Source organism: Clostridium polynesiense (assembly GCF_000820705.1).
GTDB lineage: Bacteria > Bacillota > Clostridia > Clostridiales > Clostridiaceae > Clostridium_AA > Clostridium_AA polynesiense.
The window spans coordinates 41172-67392 of record NZ_CCXI01000142.1 but is presented as its reverse complement, the minus strand read 5'-3'; the positions used below and the strand labels follow the sequence as shown (position 1 = coordinate 67392).

Below are 26221 nucleotides of genomic sequence, written 5' to 3'. Positions count from 1 at the left end.
TAAAGGTTCATGGGATTTCAAGAAATTAAGGATAAAGCTGCAGATAATAATTCGAATAATTTGGAGGTAGTATAATGCCATTAAATAGAGATATAAAGAAAGTGCTGGTAATAGGGTCAGGCCCTATAGTAATAGGACAGGCTGCTGAGTTTGATTATTCTGGAACTCAAGCCTGCGAAGCCCTTAAGGAAGAAGGGGTAGAGGTTGTGTTAATAAACAGTAACCCTGCCACCATAATGACAGATAAAGAGGTTGCTCATAAAATATACATAGAGCCTCTCACCTGTGAATTTGTTGAAAAGGTCATAGAAAAGGAAAGACCGGACAGCCTTCTTGCAGGAGTGGGAGGACAGACAGGACTTAATCTTGCAGTGGAGCTTTACGAAAAAAATATACTGGATAAATATGATGTAAAGGTCATAGGAACTTCCATTGAAGCCATTAAAAAAGGGGAAGACAGAGAGCTTTTCAGAGAAGAAATGAATAAAATAGGTCAGCCCTCCATTGAAAGTGAAATAATAACCACTTTAGAAGAGGGAAAAGCCTTCAGCAGAAAGATTGGTTACCCAGTTATAGTGAGACCTGCCTATACCTTAGGAGGTACAGGAGGCGGAATAGCTGAAAATGAAGAGGAGCTTATAAAGATACTTCAGCAGGGACTTCAATTAAGTGCCATTGGACAGGTGCTTATTGAAAAAAGCGTTAAGGGCTGGAAGGAAATTGAGTACGAGGTAATGAGGGACTCTGCAGGAAACTGCATCACCATATGCAACATGGAAAATGTGGATCCCGTAGGGATACATACCGGAGACAGCATAGTAGTAGCACCAAGCCAAACCTTAAGCGACAGAGAATATCAGATGCTTAGAACAGCCTCTATAGACATAATAAATGCCATAGGCATTGAAGGAGGCTGTAACGTACAGTTTGCTTTAAATCCTCATAGCTATGACTATGGAGTTATAGAGATAAACCCAAGGGTGAGCAGATCATCAGCCTTAGCTTCAAAAGCCACAGGCTACCCAATAGCAAAGGTAGCAGCAAAGATAGCTTTAGGCTACACCTTAGATGAAATAAAAAATGCAGTAACTAAAAAAACCTATGCCTGCTTTGAGCCTCTTTAGATTATGTGGTGGTTAAAATACCAAAATGGCCTTTTGATAAATTCAACAATGCAGATAGATTTTTAGGCACTAAGATGATGGCTACGGGAGAAGTCATGGCTATAGGAAGCAATTTTGAAGCAGCCTTTTTGAAGGCTATCCGTTCCTTAGAGCTTGGAAAATACACCTTAGAGCATAAAGGAATGACAAAGCTGTCCTTAGAAGACTTAAAGAAAAGAGTTATGTCACCGGACGATGAAAGGATATTTGCCCTGGCTGAAATGATAAGAAGAAACTACAGGGAAGAGATGATATCTCAAATCACAGGAATAGACAGCTTCTTTGTAAGAAAGATAAAAAATATAGTGGACAGAGAAGAGGAGCTTAAAAGCCTTACCATAGATGAGGTTTCCAGAGATATGCTTTATAAGCTTAAGAGCATGGGCTTCTCTGATAAAGGGATAGGAGATTTCTTAAAGGTAAGTCCTGACGAAGTATATAAGCTTAGAAGAAAGTGGGACATTCATCCTGTATACAACATGGTAGATACCTGTGCAGGAGAGTTTGAAGCTTTAACTCCATACTTCTACTCCACCTATAACACCTTTGACGAGGTAGAGGTAAGCAATAAGGAAAAGGTGGTTGTAATAGGCTCCGGTCCTATAAGAATAGGGCAGGGAATAGAATTTGACTATGCTTCAGTACACGCCGTTAAAGCCCTTAAAAAGATGGGCATTGAAACCATAATAATAAACAACAATCCTGAAACTGTAAGTACGGATTTTGATATATCAGATAAGCTGTATTTTGAGCCCCTCACTGAGGAGGAGGTTTTAAATATCATAGATAAGGAAAAGCCTCATGGAGTAATACTTCAATTTGGAGGGCAAACGGCTATAAAGCTTGCTAAGTTCTTAAAGGAAAAGAATATAAAAATACTGGGTACCGATTCCGATCAGATAGATGCAGCAGAAGACAGAGAAAAGTTTGAAGCTCTTCTTGAAAAGCTTAATATAGAAAGACCTAAGGGTACTGCAGTATGGAACATTGAAAGCGGATTAAAAGAGGGGGAAAGCCTGGGATACCCTGTGCTTATAAGACCTTCCTACGTACTTGGCGGACAGGGAATGGAAATTACCTATAACGAAAAAGAGCTTAAATATTATCTTAAAAATGCCTTTGAAAAGGACAAGAAAAATCCTGTGCTCATAGATAAATATCTTATGGGAAGAGAAATAGAAGTGGACGCTATCTGCGACGGAGAGGAAATACTTATCCCCGGTGTTATGGAACACTTAGAAAGGGCAGGAGTTCACTCCGGAGACAGCATAACCATGTATCCTGCACAGAACGTTTCTGAAAAAATCAGAGAAGAGGTCCTTGATTATACTAAGAAGCTTGCTATAGAAATAGGCATAAAGGGTATGATAAACATTCAGTTCATAGAATTTAAAGGTAAGCTTTATGTTATAGAGGTTAACCCTAGAGCCAGCAGAACGGTACCTTATATAAGCAAGGTCAGCGGAGTGCCTATAGTGGAGCTTGCCACAAGGGTTATGATGGGCGAAAAGCTTAAGGATATCGGATATGGAACAAACATATACAAAGAGCCTGATATAGTTTCAGTGAAGGTTCCTGTGTTTTCCACTCAAAAGCTTCCAAGGGTAGAGGTTTCCTTAGGACCGGAAATGAAATCCACAGGAGAGGTATTAGGAGTTGGAAGAACTTTAAATGAGGCGTTATATAAAGGCTTCCTTGCAGCAGGCATGGAGCTTAAAAAGAAAACCTCTCTCATATTAGCTACTATAGATGACCATCAAAAGGATGAATTTATAAGTATAGCTAAGGAGCTTAAAGAGCTGGGCTACAGCTTTGTGAGCACAAAAGGAACTGCAGAAAGCTTAAGGTCAGCAGGTATTGAAGTAAGAGAAGTAAATAAAATTAAAGATGGTGAACCAAATATTTTAGATACCATAAAAAATATGGAGGTTGACCTTGTAGTAAACACTCCTACCAAGGGAAATAATTCTCACAGAGACGGCTTTGTCATAAGAAGAACCGCCATAGAAAAGAACATAGAGGTAATAACCACTATGGATACCTTGAGGGCTTTAGTAGAAACTGCTAAGGTATATAAGGATAAGGAAAGTACAGAAGGATTAGAAATTTATCCACTGTAAAAATAAATAATAATTATAAATTGATGCTCCGGGGATGGGATTGACCTTGGGGCATCTTTATTTAAGAAGTCAGATTTGAGAGGTCAGATGTCAGAGGTGAGAAGTGAGAGAGTGGAAAGCAGGGAGAACAGGTCAGAAAAGATAATTAAAAATTGGGAATTTAAAATGAAGGAGGAAATTCCGGAGGAATTTCTTTAAAATTATAATTGTAGTAACTCCGGTAAGAGTTTTTATATTCCATAATGCCTTGTATATTATTTACATATACTTGTAGAAGTTCTCTAATTATGAGTATTTATCAGTTTATCATAATTCGTATAAGCTATCATATTTACGATAAACTTATCGTTTTGATATAAATCATAATTTATATCAGAGCCGTATCTTGTTTTTTTAAAGCCATTTCCCATATATTCTTTAATGCTTCCATCTGAAATATAGGTGTATTTTATTATTTCGCCATCAAGATTTAATTTTTTTATTGCTGGTTCTCCTTCGATATTATAAATTACAATTTTAATGCTATCAGGCTTATTAAGAAATACATTCTCAAAAAATCTCCAAACAGGTAGTTTATTATCGATTTCTTTTATTGAATCTATAACAGCATCGATTGGTTCATTATCAAAGGTGGGTTCTACTCTATTAAATAACATCATTTTCCTTCTTCAAAAATATTGATCATTACATTTTATTCCATGGTTTTCTATCTGTGATGTTTTGTAAATATAATTTGTACCTGAGTATAATAAGATTGATAAAATCTTTTTGTTTCCCTAATTCTATGTATCTAAAGTATCTAAACGGGGTAAATCACCCATCTCGCTCAGAGCACTGATATATCCTAAGAAACGGGCACTTCGTTTTTTGATATCTTCTTCTCCTACACCCATAAAAGCAATCAATTGATTCATTAGGCTGCGGCCGCCGCCACTGGACTGACAGTGTCCCGTGGTCTCCTCAAAGAAAAAACAAATATCCTGCATTTCAATTTGCTTTAGTTTATTATTAGAATGTTTCATTGATTTTTGTGCTTCCTGATAAGCTTCCTCATAAAAAATTAAATTACGCTCTGTATGGGGCAAACAGTACCCACGAATATTAAGTCCAAACTGTTCAGGAGAAGAATTCATAGCCTCCTGACGCATAGAATTCTCTTCTTTGCGCCATTTCTCCATTTCCTCATCGGACATGTCAAAGGAAAACTCTGGTGCCTGATGCTCTAATTTATCTTTGCAGTAGTTCATAATAACATTGGATTGAAAACTCTTCATGCGTCTATCCTTTGCTTCAATAAGCACAGCATCACAGTTATCTAAAAAATATTGTTCTGTTTCCTTAATTGTGTGAGGGCACGCAGTTACTAATTTTGCACAGTCTTCCACCCATAATCGGAACCTTTCTTCCTGTTTATCATTTGATTCACCTATTATTTTACTTATAACAGTTAAACCATTATTGCTTTTAATTGAGATACTGCCATCCTTATATCTATCAACTGCCATTTCTATTCCTCCGATTTTATAATCAATTATTGGTGTAGGAGATTATAGTCTTTATAAACTTATCTCTCTGTTTCAAAGCTAAAATCTATTTTTTATCTTATGGGCTGTGATAATTGTATAGCTATAAGCATTTATAGTTATTTCACAATTGTCTATATTTACATACCAGTTTTTGCCCTTTCTCATTAAGGAAGCATTAGGATTCTGTATTTTTTCTCTGCACCAATTCACAACATCCTCTACATCCAAAGAAAGATTTTTTTTAATTCGTCCAATTCCTAAGTCAGTTGTATGCAACTTTTCTAAGTTTAATATCAGTTGGTTTGTATTAATATCATTCATTATTCTTTCCTTATAATAACCTTTCAAATTCATAGATATCTATTACATTAAATATTATACTATGTCTTTTATATATTAATATCTTTTTCCATAATCATATGTCCATCAAATACTTTAGAAGGCTTGTATCCACTGAGTACATATAAAGAATGTGCTTTTCATTAAAATTAAATACATTTAAACTAATTTTGGTATACCCATGTGCTTTTGCATCTTTTTCAAATTCTTCCTGAGTAATTTTTCTAAATTTAATCATAATTTTGTCCTCATAAATCATTGTAATATACTGTATGGTTATATACTTGCTGATAAATTGGAATCTTATGAAGGGGTTACAGCACCTCAATGTCACGAAGCATTGTATATACATAGGGCTCAAAATATTTGCTCCAGAATCCCCTTGCATTAGGGTTTGCCGTTCCGTGTTCCACCCACAAAAACTCTGTACCATTATTTTTTTCCGTTTCGTTTGCATACAGCAACAGATTATGCGCTATATTGAGTCCTCGATATTCCTCATCAACATAAACATCACCTATGTTTCTGCATCTAGTGTTCTTTGTTAAAATATCATTTGTACCGGAGTTTGTTTCAATAATTCCTACTAATCTTCCTGATTTTTCTGCAATGCTTTTCCCGCGATTAATTAATTCATTGAATAATTGATCTTTAACACCAAGCTTGTTTTCTATATCTTTTACTGAGATTTCTATATATATGTTTAACCTGGTATGATCAAATATTTCAGAGGACATAAATGGTGAAATGACAGCTTCGCCAACTAAATTGTCATTAGTATCATAAGCCTCTAACACATTTTTTCAAATACTATTTTTGATAGAGTATTTCATAGTTCCCCCTAATTCATAAAGATTTTGTTCAATGCGATTTCAAGTGGTGGTAAATTTTCTTTAAAATTACCGGTGGAGTAGTTAATTACTATGTACTCTATATTTTATATAATCCTTTAATGATGTACATATACACAATTATCAAGAACTATTTTCGACATTTTTCATATATTGAAAGTGGAGGGAGGTGTGAATATGAGCGATAAAAATCAATGTAGTCTTTGCCAGCGGTTTGCTTCAATTCTTGGAAGTGAAATTCTGCAATCTAGTGAAAATCTCTGTGTAGTAACAAGAAAGAGAAGAATTCCTGCAGAAATATTAGAAAGGCCAACATCAAGTCCGCTTGCTCTCAATGCATTATTTTCTTTTGAGGATATAGATGAATTTGGTAGAGCATTGAATCTAGGTGAAACTGTAATTCTTGAACGTGAAATCAATCCATTCATTAGCGTGCTTAGAGAAGAAGGTATTAAGGTTACTGCCCTTCATAACCATTGGTTATTCGATAGGCCAAGATTAATGTATATCCATTTTCTCTCCATTGATGACCCGATTTCCTTTGCTAAGAAAGTTGCCAGGGCATTTAAACTTCTTGAAACTAATTGTTAAGATTACTTTGGCTTAAGTAGTGATACTTAAGCCTTTTACATATTGGTAATCCTCTGCTCCAAGTTCTTCTGTAATGTATTTATAACTGCACGTTTCCATAACCTTAACAGAATGAGTATTCCCATGGGTGTATTAACTAATCATTACTTAGAAATAATCCATAATAAACTTAGTTAACGAAATTTCCTGTTGTAAGTAGTTATTTGTTTTTAAAGACTATATTGATAACTGCTAATATAGTAATAAGTAGAATAGAAATTCTTATAAATAAATTGTTGCCTTCCATAATTGCAGATGAAATGGCAAGTATAACTACTGAAATGAAGATAATATGATTTAAAAGTCGAAGGTGTTTTTTATCCATTTATAATTCCTCCACTTGATAATAATTGCTTATATTAATTTGGCTTAAGTAATTGATATTTAAGCTTTTACATCACAATAAACTTTTTATTGCTCTCGTTAAAACAGTATTCCAGGGTCTTGATTCAATCAATCTAATACCATTCTGATTACAAGTATCTGCTATCCACTTCCCATATGTAATACTTATTTCAGCTCTGTAATGTTGTAAAGCGCCGCCTTCTCTTGATAAATGGTTCTGCAGTATTTGATCCATGTCTGATTCATTCACAAAAATTGATTTTACCTCTGGATTGTTGAAAGATGTTGTAAATTCCGGATAGATAAAATCGCCCTCAATAATAATAGGTAAGTTGTCTTCAAGATGTCTATGTACAAGCTCTTTCAATACTGGAATCATTTCTTTGCTTACATCAATCAACCAGTTTACATTGCCATCAGCTCCGATGTCTTTCCAATTTACACCGGTATTCCAATAATGTATTGCAGGAAAACTTTCCTTTGTGGTAACTGTTTCTATAGATAGGTGAACATCATCTACTTCCAGGACATTCACACCATAGAATCGACCAATTTCATAAGCTATACTTGATTTGCCTATTCCCGAAGCTCCGCCAATAAATAAAACCGTCCAGTTTCTATCATTATTCATTTATTAATCTCCTTTATAAATTTCTATACTAAAGGCCTTGATTATCTTACACATTAAGTTAAATTATAACATATATACAATATTTTACATATAATATTCAAAGCTATTATAATTCAATCTTTCAAGAAGATTATTTTACCATCTAATAATGATTTTCTTTTAATAATGAATAGAAAAGTTCTTATATAACTATTATAATAGATATATAACCGGATATTAATATATACAAAGGAGTGTGGATTATGAAGCTCATATCCTGGAATGTTAATGGAATCAGAGCCTGTGTGCAGAAGGGCTTTTTAGATTTTTTCAAAGAAGTGGATGCTGATATTTTCTGCATACAGGAAAGTAAGCTGCAGGAAGGACAGATAATCCTTGAATTAGAGGGCTATTATCAGTACTGGAATTATGCTGAAAGAAAAGGATATTCAGGTACGGCAGTTTTTACAAAGAAAAAGCCTATTAGCATTGAATACGGAATTAATGTTGAAGAGCATGATAAAGAGGGCAGGGTTATTACCCTTGAGTTTGAGGATTTCTTCCTGGTTACCGTTTATACACCAAACTCTAAGGAAAAGCTTGCCAGACTTGAATACAGGATGCAGTGGGAGGATGATTTCAGAGCTTTCTTAAAGGCTAAGGATGAAATCAAGCCTGTGATTATTTGCGGAGATTTGAATGTAGCTCATAAGGAAATAGACCTTAAAAATCCAAATAACAACAGAAGAAATGCTGGCTTTACCGATGAAGAAAGAGAAAAGTTCACTACCTTCTTAGACTCAGGATTTATCGATACCTACCGTTACTTCTATCCTGATAAGGAAGGGGTATATTCCTGGTGGACCTACAGATTTAATGCCAGAGCTAATAATGCAGGATGGCGTATAGACTATTTCTGTGCTTCAGAAAGATTGAAGGATAGATTAGTAAGTGCTGATATACATACAGAGATTTTAGGTTCAGACCACTGTCCTGTGGAATTAGTTATTAAATAAAAATGGTGCCAGGCACGTGACAAGTGACAAAAGCTCAGCTTTTGTCACTTGTCACGTGCCTGGCACCATCTTTACATTTTATCTATGAACTTTTCTAAGTCATCCAGCATGAGGTTTGCAGCCTTTATGCCTCCTGAAGTATTCCAAATCACGTCATTCACCTTAAATGCTTTGTTGTTTTTAACGGCATTTAAGGATTTAAACATAGGATCTTCAAGCCATTCCTTTTCTCTGGCTAAGCCCTTTCCGTCACCGGTTTCATAGGTGAAGTAAAACATAACGTCTCCATCTGCTTCATTAAGCCTTTCTTTTCCGATTTCATTTACAAATTTATCTGTAGCCTGTTGTGCTTCCGGTCTTGCAAAGCCGAGTTCTCTGAGTATTATACCGGAGAAGGTGTCGCCTAAATAAATTCTGGTCTTTCCGGACATGAACCTTACAAGAGAAACCTTTGTATCTAGCTTATCTTTAGAAGATTCTCTGATTTCTTTAATTCTATTGTCAAAATCACTTATTAACTTTTCTCCTTCAGCTTCTTTGCCTAAAACCTTAGCATAGAATTTAAAGTTTTCCTTCCATTCACCTCGTAATGTGTTTGAAAACACTGTAGGAGCAATAGACTGCAGCTTAGAATAAATCTTTTCATGTCTCATCTTATTTCCGATGATTAAATCCGGCTTTAAAGCAGCTACAGCCTCTAAATTAATAGAGTCCTCCTTGCCTAATCCTTTAACACCCTCCATATCCTTTTTTATATGAGGATACCATTCTTCTGTCCAGGAATTTGCCGCACCAGCAGGCTTAACACCTAAGGCAAGCAGCGCTTCTGTACCTTCATTGGTCAATATAACAACTTTTTTAGGTGCTTTAGGAACTTCTGTGGTTCCCATAGCATGTTCTATAGAAATTGTGTCTTCAGCTTTTTTGGTATTATCCTGAGGTGCAGTACATGCAGCTAAAGAAAACAGCATAATTGATGATAATGTGACAGCAAGTAATTTTTTTATCACTGTAAACCCTCCTAATATTACTAAAAGTTTATTTTGTATAAACATGGAATTCCTGCAAAAGATATGATAACATAATTGAGGAGGATTATCAATTGGAGTTGATAATCAAAATGTTTTAAAAGGTGAAAATATGAAAATCGTATTAAATAAAAATGAAAATAAAAATAAAATAATAGCTTTTTTACTGTTAAGCTTGTTTCTTATCCTTCTTATTTATCTCAGCATAACTCTGGGCTTTCTTAAAACCACCTACAAGACCGTTATAGAGGCTCTTACCTCCTTTAATGGTTCTCAAGAACACATTATTATAATGACCTCCAGAATACCAAGAACCATAACAGCCTTTCTTGTAGGAGGGGCGTTGGGGCTTGCAGGACTGCTTATTCAGGCAATTACAAGGAATCCATTAGCTTCCCCCAGCATATTAGGAGTTAATTCTGGCGCGGTGTTTACTTTGGTTATTGCCATAATATTTCTGCCGGAAGCACCTATCACTATTATGATATTTATAGGCTTTCTAGGAGCTTTAGGAGCTGCATTTTTTGTTTATATACTTTCAGGAGGACTTAACGGAGATGTAAGACCAATGGAGTTAACTTTGGCGGGAACAGCACTATCTGCTCTTCTCTTTTCCCTAACACAGGGAATGCTGTACAAAAATGAAGCTGCTTTAGAAGAGGTTATGTATTGGATGATAGGCTCTGTAGAAGGCAAAAGCTTAGAGGTTATAGTGAACTATATACCTATCATTATTTTAATTATGATCCTTACGGTCTTTCTCGGTAAGAAGCTCAATGTGCTTTCCTTAGGTGAGGATATGGCCAAGGCCTTAGGTATTAATACCTTGTATTTAAAGGTTGTGATTATAATTTTTGTATCTGTGCTTTCAGGAGTATCCGTGGCTTTAGCAGGACCTATTGCCTTTATAGGACTTTTAACTCCCCATGTGGTAAAGAAAATGGTAGGTACTGATTATAGATGGCTCATTCCTTTTTCTATACTTACGGGAGCTTTAGTTCTTATATCCTCGGACATTTTATCGAGATTTATAATATTTCCAAAGGAAGTACCTGTGGGGGCTATAACAGCTCTTCTGGGAGGACCGTTCTTTATATATATAGCTAAGAGGGGGGATTGATTTTGAAGTTAAATAAAAGCTCCTTCGGAGTTTCGTGGATTTTAATCATTATAACTTTAATTATAATGCTTCTGTCCCTGTCTCTGGGAGAAATTATGGTGGGGCCTGTATCTATATTGAAAAGTATATTTGGAATAGAGCAGGGCTTTGCTGCGGTGGTTATAAATGAAATAAGATTACCAAGAACCCTTATTGCTTTTTTTGTAGGAGCCTCCCTATCCCTCTCAGGAGCAATACTTCAGGGGGTAATAAAAAACCCTTTAGCTTCACCTAATATTTTAGGTATTGTAGATGGTGGAGCGGTGGGGGCTTTGGTTTTCTTAACAATATTTACAGATCCTAAAAATAATTCTCTGACCACTTCAGTATTTTATATGCCTGCTTTTATATTTTTCTTTTCCTTTCTGGCTTTACTGCTTATTTATGGATTTGTAGGAAGGAGCTATTCCAGAAATAAAATAGTGATTATAGGCATAGGTGTTTCCGCAATATTTAAAGCTCTGACAAATATACTTATAGTTAACGGTCCTGTGGTATTTATAAAGGAATCCTCCATATGGATGACAGGAAGTATATATGGAGCAAACTGGAGTCAGGTAGTGCTCATATCTATATGGTTTCTAGTCTTTGGGGCATTAACCCTCTTAGCTGTAAAGGAGCTTAATGTCCATCAGCTGGAGGATGAAGTTATAAAGAGTCTTGGAAGCAATGTAAAAAGAAGCAGAATACTGCTTTTAAGCTTATCAGCTGCTTTAGGAGCAGGGGCTGTAACCATCGGAGGAGGTATATCCTTTGTAGGATTAATAGGACCTCATATATCGAGAAAGCTCTGTAATTCTAAATTTGAAAATATGATCCCAATATCTATATTAGTGGGAGGAATAATAACCTTGCTGGCAGATTTGACATCTAAATGGATGTTTTATCCTCAGGAGCTACCCATAGGAGTGTTTACTGCTGCTATAGGAGCACCATATTTTATATATCTGCTGATAAAAAACAGAAGGGGGCAGGTGTAAGAAGCTATGCTGGAATCAAAAAATTTAACCTTAGGTTATAGTGATAAAATAGTTTTAAAGGATATTGATGTAGAAATAGAAAAAGGAAAGATAACCGCTCTCATAGGAGCAAACGGCTGCGGAAAATCAACCTTTTTAAAGGCTATTTCCAGAATATTAACTCCTAAAAAGGGAGAAGTTCTGTTAAAGGGAGAAAATATATTTAACATATCCACCAAAGAGGTAGCTAGAAGGATGGCAATGCTTCCACAGAATACCTCGGCACCGGAGGATTTAACCATATATGATTTGGTTAAGCAGGGCAGATACCCCTATCACAGCTTATTATCCACATGGAAAACTCAGGATGAAGAAATCGTTCAGGAGGCTTTAAAAAGCATGGGTCTTTTAAAGATTAAGGATCAAAAGCTTGGGAAGCTATCCGGCGGGCAGCTTCAGAGGGCTTGGATTGCGTTAGCATTAGCACAAAACACTGAGTATTTGCTTTTAGACGAGCCTACAAACCATCTGGATATAAAATATCAGCTGGAGATTTTGTATCTCCTTAAAGAACTAAATGAGAAGGAAAAGAGGACTATCATCATAGTTCTCCACGACATAAACCACGCCTTGAAATTTGCTCATAATATAATAGCTTTTAAGGATGGTAAAATATTTGCAAAGGGCAACAAGGATAAGATAGTGGATGAGAATTTAATAGAAGAGGTCTTTGGAGTAAAGAGCAGCATAATTTTTTCTCCTTTAGGGGATAGTAGAATATGCATTCCATATATGAACTAGGTGCCAGGCACGTGACAAGTGACATAAGCTCAGCTTATGTCACTTGTCACGTGCCTGGCACCCATCCGTTGAAGAACGAAGTATAAGAGAGGGCCTTAATAAAATCTTGCTTATAGCTACGCCGTGAAGCAGATTATCAAGGAGAGAAAAAGCACTTTTACCTAAGTTTAATCTGTCCTGACGGATAGTTGTCAAAGGGGGATTTAGCTTCGAAGCTAAAGGAATATCGTCAAAGCCTACCACGCTTACTTCCTTTGGACATGAAACAGAGCTCAGCTTTAACTCATTAATTACTCCGCTGGCAATCATATCAGAGGCGCATACAATTGCAGTGGCTCCGCTTTTTAGAAATTTTGGGACATAATCCTTAGCGCAGTCAGGAACAAAGTAACCATAGGCTGTAAGGGCAGGATTTACCTTAAGCTTATGCTTTTTCATAGCTCTTTTAAAGGCAAAATAACGATCATTTGAAACCATGGAATTCTTGTCTCCATTTAAAAATGCAATTTTTTTATGCCCAAGATCTAGAAGATGGGAAATAACCATATCAATTGCCTCATAACTGTCAGTCCCAACATATCCTACAGAGGAATTAGGTACAAAGTTATCAAGGAGAACCGTAGGAACCTTAGTTTTTTTCAGCTGATGCATATAGTTATCCTGCATGGTAAATCCCAGTAGAAAGGCTCCGCTATACCCGTTTTTAAGCATAAATATATCGTAGTCTTCCGTAGACTGCATGATTGAATCTACAGGAATAACCGTTACCTCCCAATGTCTGCGGGCAGCGGCCTGTTTAAAACCTAAAACTATATTATAGCCAAACTGATTTGAATTTTCATAATCCATATTAGCAATGAGAATACAAAGCTTACGTTCGTTATTGGTTTTTAGTTTTTTTGACGCATAGCCCATTTCAATAGCGGTATTCAAAACAAGCTGACGCATATCATCACTGATGTCACTGGCATTATTTAATCCTTTTGATACAGTGCTTACAGCAACTCCTAATCTTTCTGCAATATCTTTTATTGTAGGCAATTAAAACACCTTCTAACTTAATTTTACTTTATAGCAGATTTAAAATTAAATAATATCTCTTAATAAATTATTCGAAAGTTATCGAAAATAATTTAACCGTTGAATTATATATATCAGCATAACCTATAGTATCTGTTTTTTCAATAGAAATATTGAGTAAATGAGTTTATTACATTGAAAATGTAAGTTTTTTAAAGAATTTTTTTTGTTTATATAATGCATTTGTGTTAAAAAATGTATTGACAGATATAGTAAATAATATTATGATTAAAATACATTATTCGAAAATTATCGAAAATTTCTTTGTAGAACAGGACGGTTGTTGTGATTATGGAAAGTAGTCGTTCGGCAGGTATATTACTTCCGGTAAGCAGCTTACCTTCACCTTATGGCGTTGGAAGTCTTGGAAAAGCCGCCTATTCCTTTATAGATTTTTTAAAAAAAGCAGGACAAAAATACTGGCAGGTGCTTCCTATTGGTCCTACAGGCTTTGGTGACAGTCCATACCAATCCTTCTCGGCCTTTGCAGGTAATCCATATTTTATAGATTTGGACTTTTTAGCAGAAGAGGGATTGCTTAAGCCTGATGAAATCATTGATTCAAAGGATAATGATGAATTTGTAAACTATGGCAGGCTTTATAAGGAACGGTTTTTAGTATTAAGGAAAGCAAGCTTGAGGTTTAATAAGGATACAGATGAATTTAAAGCCTTTAATGAAGAAAATTCCTCATGGCTTGAGGATTATGCGCTTTATATGGCGTTAAAAAATCATTTTGGACAAAAGGATATGCAATATTGGGATAGAGTCGCAAGGATGAGAGATCCGCAGACTATAGAAATGTATAAAAGTCTTCTTAAAAATGAAATCGATTTCTGGAAGTTTTGTCAATATGAATTCTATAAGCAGTGGATGGCGTTAAAGGAGTATGCAAATAAAAAGGGTATTGAAATTATAGGAGACATTCCTATATACGTATCGGGAGATAGTGCTGATGTATTTGCAAATCCTCAGTTGTTTTTACTGGACAAGGAAAGGAGACCAACCTGGGTTGCAGGGGTTCCTCCGGATTACTTTTCAGAAACGGGACAGCTTTGGGGAAATCCTATTTATGACTGGAAGGCTATGGAGGAGGATGACTTCCGCTGGTGGAAAATGAGGATAAGAAGCTGTGCAAAGCTTTATGATGTGATAAGAATAGATCATTTTATCGGAATTGCCCGTTATTATGCAATAAAGGCAGGAAGTGAAAACGCAGTTAAGGGCAGATGGAGAATAGGACCTGATATAAAGCTTATAAATGCCATTAATGAAGCCAAGGGAAAGGTGAAGATCATAGCAGAGGATTTAGGTGTTCTCCATCCCAGAGTAGAAAAGCTCCTTAAAAGGTCCGGATATCCGGGAATGAAGGTTTTGCTTTTTGCAGCAGAAAACACTGCGGAAAACAATCATATACTTTATAAGCATGGGAAGAATTCCATAGTGTATGTAGGCACCCATGATAATGATACTGCAAGGGGATTTTGTGACAGGGAAAGTGAAGAAAATCTAAGGTTCTTAATAGATTATTTTTCAGTATCCAATAAGGAAGAGCTTCCCAAGGCTCTGATTAAAGGAGCTTATGCCAGCGCTGCTGATACCGTTATCATACAGATGCAGGATTGGCTTTTGAAGGATAATTCAGCCAGAATGAATGTTCCATCCACCATAGGCTGTAATTGGCGATGGAGAGTACAAGCTAAGGATTTAACAGATAAGCTGGCTTTTGATATAAGAAAAACTTCAGAAATTTATGGAAGGATTAACGAGTAATTCTAATCCATAGCAGAAAATAAATCTTATAGGAAGGTAGCATGATGAATAGAATAACCTCTCAGAATATTGAAACCTTTTTACTTCAGAATTATGGAAAAAGCATAAAGACAGCTAGCACTATAGAGCTTTACAATGCTGTATCCCGTGTGGCCTTAGGATGTGTTGCAGACAAGATGTATAGCAACAGCGGCAAAAAGCGAGCGGGATACCTTTCCGCTGAGTATTTAGTTGGAAGAGTTATTTATGCAAATCTCTATAATATGGGAGAAATTGATACTGTAAGAAAGATTTTAGAAGAAAAAGGTATAGACCTTGAAAAATTCGAAGAAATTGAAGACTTAGCCCTGGGAAATGGCGGGCTTGGAAGACTAGCCGCTTGCTTTCTTGATTCCGCTGCCACCTGCAGCATTCCTCTTGATGGCTACGGGATAAGATACAGATATGGACTTTTTAAACAGAGTCTTGTAGATGGCTTTCAAACAGAAGGGGCAGATGACTGGCAGAGATTTGGAGATCCCTGGTCTATAAGACGGGAGGAGGATGTTGTAGAAATTGTATTTGGAGATCAGGAAGTGAAAGCAGTTCCTTATGATATGCCTATCATAGGCTACGGAGGGGATATGGTAAATACCTTAAGACTTTGGCAGAGTGAACCAAAGGTACCCTTTGATTTTATAGCCTTTAACGATGAGAAATACAGTGATGCTGTTAAGGAAAAGAACCGGGCAGAAGATATAAGCCGCATACTGTACCCAAAGGATGACACCTATGAAGGCAAAAAGCTGAGGCTCAAGCAGCAGTACCTTTTCTCCTCCGCTTCCCTTCAGGATATAGTGAGAAAGCTTAAAAGGGCAGGTCGTTCACCAAAGGATATAGGGGAGTATTATTCCTTACAGCTTAATGATACTCACCCGGTAGTTGCAATTCCGGAGCTTATAAGGATTTTGGTTGAAGAGGAGGAGTTATCCTTTTCCACTGCATTAAAGATAGCAGAAAAGGTTTTTGCCTATACAAATCACACTATAATGCCTGAAGCCTTGGAAAAATGGGATGTAAAACTATTTAAAGCAGTGCTTCCAAAGGTTTATCCCTATGTCAGGAAAATAAACTCATCCCTTAAAAATCAATTGAAAAAGCTTAATATTCCTCAGGAAGAGCTTAAAAAGTATTCCATCATTGAGGATAACAAAATATTTATGGCAAGGATGGCTATATATGCAACTCATTCCATAAACGGAGTAGCGCAGATTCATACAGAAATTCTAAAGAATACAGCCCTTCCGGAATGGTATAAGATATACCCCCAGCGCTTTAACAATAAGACAAACGGAATCACACAGAGAAGATGGCTGGCGCTGGCAAACCAGGAGCTAAGCAGCTTAATAAGCACTAAAATAGGAGAAGGCTGGATTACAGATCTTTCTCAATTAAAAGCCTTAGAAAAACTCAAGGGAGATGAGGAATTTCTTCATCAATTAAGGGAAGTAAAGCAGTTAAAGAAAAATCAGCTGGCAGCTTATATAGAAAAAAATGAAGGCATAAAAATTGATACAAGCTTTATATTTGATGTTCAGATTAAGAGGCTTCATGAATATAAAAGACAGCTGTTAAATGCTTTTTCCATTCTTGATACTTATTACGGAATAAAGGAGGGGAGAATTAAAGACTTTAAACCTACAGTTTATATATTTGGAGCAAAGGCGGCTCCGGGGTATTTTCGTGCCAAAGGAATCATAAAATTAATTAACGAAATATCCAGGCTAATCCGTGAGGATCCTGTGGTTAATAAATTTATGCAGGTAGTATTTATATCAAATTATAATGTTTCCTATGCAGAAAAGATTGTGCCTGCAGCAGATATTTCTGAGCAGATTTCTACAGCAGGAACAGAAGCCTCCGGTACAGGAAATATGAAGCTTATGCTGAACGGAGCACTGACTATTGGAACCTATGATGGTGCAAATGTAGAAATAGTACAGCAGGCAGGAGAGGAAAATAACTATATTTTTGGCGCAAGGGTTGAAGATATTGCAGAGATTGAAGCAAGCTATAATCCTAGTGCTTTAATAGAAAAAAATCCTCGGTTAAAGGTTGTAGTGGAAGCGCTGATAGATGGAACCTTAAGGGATGAAGGCACAGAGATGTTTCAAGAGCTATATGATTCTATCACAGAAGGAGCATCCTGGCATAAGCCGGACCATTACTACTTAATGCTTGATTTTATAGATTATTGTGACACCAGGCTTAGAGCAAATCAGGATTTTAAAGATCCCAGGCTCATTGCTGAAAAAAGCCTCATGAATATAGCTAATGCAGGAAGCTTTTCCAGCGACAGGACTATTAAGCAGTACGCGGAAGAAATCTGGCAGCTGGGTAATAAATAAAAGTAAAAAGTCAATTTTAAATAAGCTTTAATATGTACCTTGGTATATAAGATATTAAATTTATAGTGAAAAGGAGAATTATGATGAAAAAGACAAGAAGAGTTTTATCAGCTATATTAGCTGGAGTTATGGTTTTAGCATTTACCGCTTGTGGTAATGGTGAGAAAAAAGAGCCAGGAAAAGGCGGCGGAGCTAAGGAAACTGTTAATCTGAAGGTGTGGGGAGCCCAAGAGGATCAGCAGCTTTTAGGTGAATTAATCACAAGCTTCAAAGAAGCAAACAAAGAAAAGAATTACAATATCACCCTAGGTGTTGTAGGAGAAAATGATGCTAAAACAAAAATATTGGAGGATCCAGATGCAGCTCCTGACGTATTTGCCTTTGCAAACGATCAATTAGTTGATCTTGTAAAAGCCGGTGCACTGTATGAAATTACCCGTAATAAAGAAGCGGTAATAAGTGCAAACCTTCCTGCTACCGTTGAAGCTTCAACAGTTAACGGTAAATTATATGGTTATCCAATGACTGCGGATAATGGCTATTTCTTATATTATGATAAAAGCGTTATAAGCGAAGAGCAGGTTAAGACCTTAGATGGCATTTTAGCAGCAGCTAAAGGCAAAAATAAAAAGGTATTTATGGATGTTTCTAACGGCTGGTATATAGCTTCCTTCTTCTTAGGCGGCGGCGGTACCCTTAAAATCGATGCTGATGGAAAACAGATTGCAGACTTTAACAATGAAAAAGGATTAGCAGTAGCTGAGGCTATAAAAGCCTTCACAGCACACCCATCCTTCCTGACTGGAGATGATGCTGTATTAACAGGAGGTATGGGAGATACCATTGCTGCCGGTGTATCAGGAACCTGGAATGCTGATGCTATAAAAGCTAAATTAGGTAATAATTATGCAGCTGCGAAGCTTCCTACTTTTACCGTTAACGGAAAACAAACTCAAATGTTTACCTTCAGCGGAAGCAAGCTTGTGGGAGTAAGTAAAGGAACAAAGGCTCCTGTAGATGCTATGGCATTTGCAGAGTGGATCACAAATGAAGCAAGCCAGGCAAAGCGTTTTGCAAAAAGAGCTTTAGGACCTTCCAACAAAAAGGTTGCTGAAAGTGCTGAGGTTAAAGCTAATGTAGCATTGTCAGCTTTAGCTGCACAAATACCATTTTCACAGCCACAAAACAATGTTTTAGGTACTTATTGGGCTCCTGCAGAAGCTTTTGGCGCTCAAATGGAGGCAAAGGATTACTCAAAGACCCTTCAAGAGCAGTTAGATGCCATGGTTAAGGCAATCAAGGGATAAAAATTAATAATCATCTTAAATTGCGCAATAACTTTTGAAATAGGGGCAGGCTTTATAATCTGCTCCTATTTTAAAATTATAAGCTATGTGGGAAGAAGAAATAAGGGTTTGATATTTTGTAAAAAGGAGAGGTGGTAATGGATAACCGTAATTTGTATGAGATTAATTCTATAAAACCAGAAATGCACGGTGGATCAGATGGAGTTAAAAAATTTTCGGGGTTTTCTGCTTTGAAAAAACTTTGGGAAAAAACATGCTTGCTTTTTACTTATATCTTTGTGCAGATTAAGGAAATTACCTCTGCCTTTAGATTTGGGGGATTCAGAAGCAGGTTAAGCTTTATTATAATGGGCTTTGGAAATATGGTAAATGGTCAGCTTGTTAAAGGTATAATCTATTTAGCTTCACAGATAGGTTTTATTGCTTATTTTGCAGGTTTTGGGTGGAAGTACTTAAAAGATATTACTACCTTAGGAACTAATGTAACCGGTGAGGTTTTTAATGAAGAACTTCAGATTTATATGTACACTCATGGTGATAATTCCATGAAAATATTGTTGTTTAGTGTTTTGACTATTTTCATAACTCTGGTATTTATCTACTTATACTTTTCTTCTATAAAGTCCTCTTACAAGGGGTATGTTTTAATAAGGCAGGGGAAAAGACCCCTTACCTTTTTACAGGAGTTCAATGAATTAAAGGATAAAAAGTTTCACAAGACCCTTTTAGCAGCGCCTATCATAATGGTAACGGCCTTTACTATTTTACCTATAGTATTTATGGTTTTGATTGCCTTCACCAATTTTGATAAAAGCCATCAGCCTCCGGGAAATTTATTCACCTGGGTCGGATTAAATAATGTTATGGATTTAATGTTTAATGATCCCATGAAGTCCAGAACTTTTTTCGGGATATTGGGGTGGACCTTTGTTTGGGCAATCTTTGCAACCTTCAGCAATTATATTTTAGGTATGATTATTGCACTTATGATAAATAAAAAGGGTATTAAGTTTAAAAAAATGTGGCGTACGCTTTTTGTAATATCTATTGCAGTGCCTCAATTTGTTACCTTAATGCTCATGTCTCAGCTTTTGCAGGATCAGGGAGCGGTTAATACCTTTCTTAAATCCGTGGGGATAATCAATCAGAGCATTCCTTTTTTAACGGATGCAAACCTCGCACGAATTACTGTAATTGTTATAAATATGTGGGTTGGTATTCCCTATACTATATTAATTACCACAGGAATACTCATAAACATTCCTGAGGAGTTATATGAAAGTGCAAGGATTGACGGAGCTACTCCCGTTGATACCTTTTTAAAGATAACTATGCCCTATATGATATTTATAACTACTCCTTATTTAATCACTCAATTTGTTGGAAATATCAATAACTTTAATGTTATTTATCTTTTAAGCAGAGGAAATCCTCTGACTACAGATTATTTCCAGGCAGGAAAGACAGATCTTTTGATTACCTGGCTGTACAAGCAAACTGTAAATGAGCAGAACTACAATCTTGCCGCCACCATAGGTATTTTAACCTTTATCATCATGGCAGTAATGTCACTGCTGGTTTATAATACTTCAAACTCTGCCAGGAAGGAGGGGGAATTCCAATAATGAAAAGCTATAGCTTTAAAAAGAAATTGTCAAACGGATTAATATATTCAATTTTGTCCCTTCTATCTATAATATGGATTGCACCTATAATATGGCTTGTAATTATATCCTTTAGAGGAGATGATACGGGACCTTATCCTTCAAAGGTTCTTCCCCAGTCCTTTACCCTGGATAATTATATTAAGCTGTTTACAGAAACCAGTCTTTTTAATTATCCAAGGTGGTATTTAAATACCATAACTGTAGCGATATTTTCCTGTATTATAAGCACTATTTTAGTCCTGATGATCGGCTATGCCTTCAGCAGGCTTAGATTCCCTTCAAGAACAAAGCTTATGAATATAGGATTGATTTTAGGGATGTTTCCAGGTTTTATGACAATGATAGCTATTTATCATGTACTAAAGCTTATTGGTCTCGACCAGTCCCTCATTGCATTGATTTTAGTATATTCAGGAGGTTCCTGCCTCTCGTACTTTATTGCAAAGGGCTTTTTTGATACTATTCCTCTTGCTTTAGATGAAGCGGCAACAATAGATGGAGCTACTAAGTCTCAGATTTTTTGGAAGATAACACTGCCTATTTCCAAGCCCATAGTGGTTTATACAGTGTTAACCTCCTTCATTGCTCCTTGGATAGACTTTATCTTTGTCAGCGTTATCATGAGGGATAATTATAATAACTATACTCTTGCCTTGGGATTATTCCAGATGATATCCAGGGAAAATATCTCTAAGTACTTTACCCAATTTACTGCAGGGGCTGTGTTGGTAGCCATCCCTATAACCCTTTTGTTTGTTAAAATGCAGAAATACTATGTGGAGGGGGTTACCGGAGGTTCTGTTAAAGGATGATATAAAGGCTGTGACGCTATAAGTTGCAGCCTATGATTTTATAGTTGAAGGAAAGGTAAGATTTTCATGGTGAAGAAAAAGAAAAGTATCATAAGGATAACCTATACTGCACTGCTTTTTATTATTTTTTTAACCTCCTGTTCACCAAAGACATATAATTATCCTGCGGATAGTTACAGGACTTATTATGAAGTGTTTTTAAGAAGCTTTTATGATTCAAATAATGATGGAATAGGAGACATAAGTGGATTGATAGGGAAGCTTGATTATATTGGAGGCAGCAAAGGAGGGAATAATTCCTTAGGCTGTAGCGGTATATGGCTTATGCCCATTATGCCATCTCCAAGCTACCATAAATACGATGTGACAGATTATTATAACATTGATCCTATTTACGGAACTATGGAGGATTTTAATAGGTTGATTAAAGAAAGTAAGGAAAAAAATATTTCCTTAATAATAGATTTAGTTTTAAACCACACGTCGATAATGCATCCTTGGTTTCAATCTGCAGCTAAAAGCATAGGTATTCCTCCCTGCGGCAATGAGGTATGCTCTGTAAAGGAGCTCTGCAGGGAGCATAATCCTTACTGCGGTTATTATAACTTCAGTTCAGAATCTAAAAAGAATTATGTTAAAACACCCCTTTATTCTGATTGGTATTATGAATGTGCCTTTGATAAGAATATGCCGGATTTGAATCTTGATAATCCTGCTTTAAGGAAGGATATTACAGACATCATGAAATTTTGGCTTGATAAAGGGGTTTCCGGTTTCCGCCTTGATGCCACTACCCATTATTATGATCAAAATACTTCAAAAAACGTGGAGTTTTTAAGCTGGTTGAATAAAGAAGCAAAAAAGTATAATCCTGAAGTTTATATAGTAGGTGAGGCATGGACAAGTAATAATGTGGTTTTAGATATGTATGAAAGTAAAATACAAAGTTTTTTCAATTTTGATTTTGCAAAAAATGACGGACTTTTTGTCAGTGCTGCCCGTTCCGGTATGGGCACAGGGGTAGCAGAAAAGCTTGCTGATCAGCAGAAGGAAGCTGCTTCTAAAAATGAAGCTGCCATTGATGCTTTATTTTTATCAAACCATGATCAGGCAAGGAGTGCAGGCACCTTAAGCAATAATGAGAGCTTTATGAAGATAGCGGCAGCTTTATATATACTTGCTCCGGGAAACTCTTTTATTTATTATGGTGAAGAAATAGGAACCCTGGGTTCAGGAAAAGATGAAAATAAAAGGCTTGCAATGCTCTGGAGCAATAGTAATAAAACCGGAATTCCTCATAATCCTTCTAATGCTGATTACAGTAAGAAACCGGAATTTGGAGTAGAGGAACAGTTAAAGGATAAAAGCTCACTTCTAAGACACTATATGAAGCTTATTTCAATAAAAAACAATTATCCTGCCATAGCCAGAGGAGTAATTACTCCTATTGAGTCTAAGGAGGAGATAGTAGCTTTTTCTGTTTTATATAAGGAGGAGAAGCTTGGAATATTTCATAATGTTTCTGATAAGGAGATAATAGTGGAAATACCGGAAGGGTATTCTAAGGTAAAGCTTTTAGAGTCTGTAGCTTCAGAGGGTAAAAAGGTTGCTTTTAAAAATAAAACGGTTAAAATGCCACCCTACTCATCTGCAATACTTGACTTAAAGAATGAAAATTAATTTGTGCACCTTAGAAAACTTTAGATTTATTCTATGATAGAAATTATAAAGCCTCTATTGATTTATTTGCTTTAATATGATATGATACAAAAGGTTAATATGTATTGATATTTATAGTTCACACATTTCTAAGGATTATATTTTCGAACATATAATCCTTAGAAATGTGTGAACTTTTCTTTTATAAGGATAAGGATCAGCATGTTAAAGTAATTTTTTTGGAGGTATTTTTTATGAATCAAGGAACAGTTAAATGGTTTAATGCAGAGAAAGGTTTTGGCTTTATCGAAGTTGAAGGCGGAAAGGACGTATTCGTTCACTTTTCAGCAATAGCTGGAGATGGCTTCAAGTCACTTCAAGAAGGTCAAAAAGTTAGCTTTGATATAGTTGAAGGACAAAGAGGAGAGCAAGCTGCTAACGTAGTTGTTCTATAAGAATTAAAAAAGCTGTTGAGTTAACTCAACAGCTTTTTTTCATCCAAATTTTTATCTAATAAATCGCTGGCCTGACTGCTGGAGATATCCTTAATTAAAGCTATCTCTCCCACTAAAAGTTTTTTTGCTTTTTCTAAAAGCTGCTTTTCTGTGGAGCTTAATGGCTTTTTATCATTTAAAATCATTAAGTCTTTTATTACCTCAGCATTCTTTTTGAAAGAGCCTGACTTGATCTTGTCAGAAAAAAGCTGATTGCGCTGTCTTGTAGGCGGGAGGATTTCAGAAAAAGATTCCTTGTTATTTAAAATGGAAAAAATATTTTTCAAGTCATCTTCATCGCTTATACGCCTTAAATCTGAACCATCAATTTTTTCTTTAGGAATCATAATTTTCATGCTATTGCTTATTATTTTTACTATATAATATTGCTTCATGCTTCCTAAAAACTCTTTTTCTTCTAAGGATTCTATAATTCCAGCTCCATGAACAGGGTAAACAACCTTATCACCAATATTAAACAAACTATCCGCCTCCTGAGTTTATAACTTCACTGCTTTATTGTATCATAATAATTGTTTTTTTGCAAAAATAATATCATACCACAGAAAATATATTGGTGTCAATAAAAAAATAAAAGAGATTTCTTATATATAAATATTACAATTAAGGTGATTATATGTTTAAAAATTTTGCCTTATTAATAATTTTATAGAAAATAAATGTTAAAATTTATAAAAAAGTACAGCTGTTATTAATAAATTGTTGACCTTTTGGTATCTTACGTGTTAATATATAATAAATTTTAAAATATCTTTATAAATTTAAGTATGAAGTAACTTATTTTAATACAACTTTTATCCATAGGAGATTTGTTTATGAAAAATCTATCTTTAAATTCAGCTAAAAAATTAAATAATTCATTCTTTAGCTTTAGCTTTTTTAGATAGGTTTGTATTTATGATTAACTAAGTATCATAGATGCAAACCCTGAAGGAAAACTTCAAGTTTTGTATCTATGATGGCTAAAGTAAATTTGTTATGCAGTTAATGGTCGCGTAGATATCACTATGCGGCTTTATTTTATTTTCCTAGGTAAATAATTAAGGTCGCTGGTGAAAAACTGTGCGGCCTTTTAATTTTATTAAGGGGGAAGAAAAATGAAAGAAAAAATTAACGTAAAAGGTTCAAAGGTGAGAGAGCAGTTTTCAGGAAAGTTAGGTCTTGTTCTAGCTTGTGTAGGAGCTGCCGTTGGTTTAGGAAACATATGGATGTTTCCCTATAAGCTTGGTCAATATGGAGGCGCTGCTTTTTTAATACCTTATTTCATCTTTGTATTTATTTTGGGTACAGCAGGAATTATGGTAGAAATGGCCTTCGGGAGATATTATAAAAAAGGCTCTATGAGTGGTATAAGGCTGGCGTTTAAAGAAAAAAACATAAGAGGCGGCAGTATATTAAGTGCTGTACCTACTCTTGGTCTTGCAGGAATATTTGTATTTTATACTGTAGTTGTAGGATGGGTTTTAAAGTATTTCACAGTTAGTTTATCAGGACAGTTATACAAAATTGATACCGAAGTATTTTTCAATACCTTTACAGGGAGCAATGAAAGCATATTATGGCATGGGGCCGCTGTGCTGCTTACCGTGTTTATAGTTACAGCAGGAGTTTCAAAGGGAATTGAGAAAATTAATAAGATAATGATGCCCTGCTTATTTATAATATTTATACTTCTGGCATTAAGATCACTTTCCCTTCCTGGGGCTGTTGAGGGGGTTAAGTATCTTTTATATCCTAAATGGGAGCTTTTATTATCACCTAAAACCTGGATAATGGCTTTGGGACAAGCTTTCTTTACCGTTTCTCTAACAGGCTGTGCATTGGTTGTATATGGAAGCTATGCAGATGAAAAGGTGGATTTACCCTCTGCAGCTATACAAACAGCTTTATTCGATACCCTTGCAGCTATATTAGCGGCCTTTGTAATAATCCCTGCAGTATTTGCTTATGGGTTAGATCCTGGTGCAGGTCCTGCACTGCTTTTTGTCACAGTTCCAAGCATATTTAAGGCCATGCCTATGGGAGCATTAATAAGTGCGTTATTCTTTTTAAGCATCATCTTTGCCTCTTTATCCTCCTGTATTGTAATGCTGGAAGGACCAGTGGAGGCGGCTATGAGCGAATTAAACCTAAATAGAAAAAAGGCAGCGGTTATTATAGCGGTCATATGCTTTTTAATAGGGATACCTATGGATTTAAATACAGAATTATTCAGCAAATTCTCCGATTTTATAACTATATATATAACCCCAATAGGAGCTTTAATAGTTGCAGTTACCTTCTTTTATATTGTAAATCCTAAAACCGCTTTGAAGGAAATAAACGTAGGAGCAGGATGGTCTGTAGGAAACTATTTTATTCCTTTTATTAAATACGGTTTTACCTTAATAACTTTAGCAGTGATAGTATTAGGAGTAATTTATGGAGGTATAGGTTAGGAATAAGGATTATAGTATATTAAAAAACATTTTAAT

23 protein-coding genes and 1 pseudogene are annotated in these 26221 nt (G+C 35.7%); 14 read left to right on the top strand and 10 right to left on the bottom strand.

What is annotated here, in order from left to right; genetic code table 11:
* The first annotated feature begins 74 nt into the window (after positions 1 to 74).
* Positions 75 to 3283 (top strand): annotated as a pseudogene (gene carB, locus TA89_RS14680) (carbamoyl-phosphate synthase large subunit).
* Between the two features lie 281 nt (positions 3284 to 3564).
* On the opposite strand, the gene TA89_RS14675 reads toward carB, so the two are convergent.
* From TA89_RS14675 to TA89_RS14660, 5 genes are all read right to left on the bottom strand, one after another.
* Positions 3565 to 3939, bottom strand: a complete 375-nt coding sequence (locus TA89_RS14675) for a DUF4362 domain-containing protein (RefSeq protein WP_052447533.1) — start codon at positions 3937 to 3939, stop codon at positions 3565 to 3567.
* 126 nt (positions 3940 to 4065) lie between these two features.
* A complete protein-coding gene (locus tag TA89_RS14670) occupies positions 4066 to 4788 on the bottom strand; it encodes a hypothetical protein (protein ID WP_040214475.1) in 723 nt (240 codons plus the stop codon).
* 78 nt (positions 4789 to 4866) lie between these two features.
* Positions 4867 to 5130, bottom strand: a complete 264-nt coding sequence (locus TA89_RS14665) for a DUF3781 domain-containing protein (protein ID WP_040214473.1) — start codon at positions 5128 to 5130, stop codon at positions 4867 to 4869.
* 94 nt (positions 5131 to 5224) lie between these two features.
* Positions 5225 to 5386: a hypothetical protein gene (locus tag TA89_RS18385; protein ID WP_156120045.1), complete on the bottom strand. Its 162-nt coding sequence runs from the start codon at positions 5384 to 5386 to the stop codon at positions 5225 to 5227.
* 76 nt (positions 5387 to 5462) lie between these two features.
* Positions 5463 to 5945 carry a GNAT family N-acetyltransferase gene (locus TA89_RS14660; protein WP_147590143.1) on the bottom strand — a complete coding sequence of 161 codons (483 nt, stop codon included), beginning with the start codon at positions 5943 to 5945 and terminating at the stop codon, positions 5463 to 5465.
* Positions 5946 to 6176: 231 nt separating this feature from the next.
* On the opposite strand from TA89_RS14660, the gene TA89_RS14655 reads away from it, so the two are divergent.
* Complete coding sequence (locus TA89_RS14655) at positions 6177 to 6590, top strand: DUF1259 domain-containing protein (protein ID WP_040214469.1); 414 nt, start codon at positions 6177 to 6179, stop codon at positions 6588 to 6590.
* Positions 6591 to 6789: 199 nt separating this feature from the next.
* On the opposite strand, the gene TA89_RS18380 is transcribed toward TA89_RS14655, so the two are convergent.
* Complete coding sequence (locus TA89_RS18380; RefSeq protein ID WP_156120044.1) at positions 6790 to 6954, bottom strand: hypothetical protein; 165 nt, start codon at positions 6952 to 6954, stop codon at positions 6790 to 6792.
* 72 nt (positions 6955 to 7026) lie between these two features.
* Positions 7027 to 7605 (bottom strand): hypothetical protein, encoded by a 579-nt coding sequence (locus tag TA89_RS14650; RefSeq protein WP_040214468.1) that lies wholly within the window; start codon positions 7603 to 7605, stop codon positions 7027 to 7029.
* A 242-nt stretch (positions 7606 to 7847) separates the two neighbouring features.
* Here TA89_RS14650 and TA89_RS14645 point away from each other — a divergent pair, with 242 nt between their 5' ends.
* Positions 7848 to 8600 (top strand): exodeoxyribonuclease III, encoded by a 753-nt coding sequence (locus TA89_RS14645; RefSeq protein WP_040214466.1) that lies wholly within the window; start codon positions 7848 to 7850, stop codon positions 8598 to 8600.
* A 71-nt stretch (positions 8601 to 8671) separates the two neighbouring features.
* Here the strand turns inward: TA89_RS14645 and TA89_RS14640 are convergent, their stop codons facing one another.
* Positions 8672 to 9610 (bottom strand): ABC transporter substrate-binding protein, encoded by a 939-nt coding sequence (locus TA89_RS14640; protein ID WP_040214464.1) that lies wholly within the window; start codon positions 9608 to 9610, stop codon positions 8672 to 8674.
* A 130-nt stretch (positions 9611 to 9740) separates the two neighbouring features.
* Here TA89_RS14640 and TA89_RS14635 point away from each other — a divergent pair, with 130 nt between their 5' ends.
* Genes TA89_RS14635 through TA89_RS14625 form a run of 3 tightly spaced genes read left to right on the top strand, consistent with a single transcriptional unit; the run spans position 9741 to position 12547 of the window.
* Positions 9741 to 10748 carry a FecCD family ABC transporter permease gene (locus TA89_RS14635; RefSeq protein ID WP_040214463.1) on the top strand — a complete coding sequence of 336 codons (1008 nt, stop codon included), beginning with the start codon at positions 9741 to 9743 and terminating at the stop codon, positions 10746 to 10748.
* Between the two features lie 2 nt (positions 10749 to 10750).
* A complete protein-coding gene (locus TA89_RS14630; RefSeq protein WP_242850162.1) occupies positions 10751 to 11767 on the top strand; it encodes a FecCD family ABC transporter permease in 1017 nt (338 codons plus the stop codon).
* Between the two features lie 6 nt (positions 11768 to 11773).
* Positions 11774 to 12547: an ABC transporter ATP-binding protein gene (locus tag TA89_RS14625; protein ID WP_040214460.1), complete on the top strand. Its 774-nt coding sequence runs from the start codon at positions 11774 to 11776 to the stop codon at positions 12545 to 12547.
* Positions 12548 to 12586: 39 nt separating this feature from the next.
* Here TA89_RS14625 and TA89_RS14620 read toward each other — a convergent pair whose 3' ends face one another.
* On the bottom strand, positions 12587 to 13588 hold the full coding sequence (locus TA89_RS14620; protein WP_040214458.1) for a LacI family DNA-binding transcriptional regulator: 1002 nt from the start codon (positions 13586 to 13588) through the stop codon (positions 12587 to 12589).
* Positions 13589 to 13918: 330 nt separating this feature from the next.
* Here TA89_RS14620 and malQ point away from each other — a divergent pair, with 330 nt between their 5' ends.
* The 7 genes from malQ to TA89_RS14585 all read left to right on the top strand — a co-directional run bounded on the left by malQ (position 13919) and on the right by TA89_RS14585 (position 23687).
* A complete protein-coding gene (gene malQ / locus TA89_RS14615; protein ID WP_040214640.1) occupies positions 13919 to 15400 on the top strand; it encodes a 4-alpha-glucanotransferase in 1482 nt (493 codons plus the stop codon).
* 44 nt (positions 15401 to 15444) lie between these two features.
* Positions 15445 to 17787 carry a glycogen/starch/alpha-glucan phosphorylase gene (locus tag TA89_RS14610; RefSeq protein WP_040214457.1) on the top strand — a complete coding sequence of 781 codons (2343 nt, stop codon included), beginning with the start codon at positions 15445 to 15447 and terminating at the stop codon, positions 17785 to 17787.
* A gap of 83 nt (positions 17788 to 17870) precedes the next feature.
* Positions 17871 to 19094, top strand: a complete 1224-nt coding sequence (locus TA89_RS14605; protein WP_040214455.1) for an extracellular solute-binding protein — start codon at positions 17871 to 17873, stop codon at positions 19092 to 19094.
* Positions 19095 to 19231: 137 nt separating this feature from the next.
* Positions 19232 to 20719 (top strand): carbohydrate ABC transporter permease, encoded by a 1488-nt coding sequence (locus TA89_RS14600; protein WP_242850161.1) that lies wholly within the window; start codon positions 19232 to 19234, stop codon positions 20717 to 20719.
* Positions 20719 to 21573, top strand: coding sequence for a sugar ABC transporter permease (locus tag TA89_RS14595; protein ID WP_040214453.1), 855 nt, complete (start codon positions 20719 to 20721; stop codon positions 21571 to 21573). Before TA89_RS14600 ends, TA89_RS14595 begins: the two co-directional genes overlap by 1 nt.
* A 66-nt stretch (positions 21574 to 21639) precedes the next feature.
* Positions 21640 to 23253 (top strand): alpha-amylase family glycosyl hydrolase, encoded by a 1614-nt coding sequence (locus TA89_RS14590; RefSeq protein WP_052447532.1) that lies wholly within the window; start codon positions 21640 to 21642, stop codon positions 23251 to 23253.
* A 233-nt stretch (positions 23254 to 23486) separates the two neighbouring features.
* Positions 23487 to 23687, top strand: a complete 201-nt coding sequence (locus TA89_RS14585) for a cold-shock protein (RefSeq protein ID WP_040214452.1) — start codon at positions 23487 to 23489, stop codon at positions 23685 to 23687.
* A 20-nt stretch (positions 23688 to 23707) separates the two neighbouring features.
* Here TA89_RS14585 and TA89_RS14580 read toward each other — a convergent pair whose 3' ends face one another.
* Positions 23708 to 24208 (bottom strand): CarD family transcriptional regulator, encoded by a 501-nt coding sequence (locus tag TA89_RS14580; RefSeq protein ID WP_040214450.1) that lies wholly within the window; start codon positions 24206 to 24208, stop codon positions 23708 to 23710.
* Positions 24209 to 24844: 636 nt separating this feature from the next.
* Here TA89_RS14580 and TA89_RS14575 point away from each other — a divergent pair.
* The gene (locus TA89_RS14575) at positions 24845 to 26185 is read left to right on the top strand and encodes a sodium-dependent transporter (protein WP_040214448.1); all 1341 of its coding nucleotides are present in this window, start codon (positions 24845 to 24847) and stop codon (positions 26183 to 26185) included.
* The last annotated feature ends 36 nt before the right edge of the window (positions 26186 to 26221 follow it).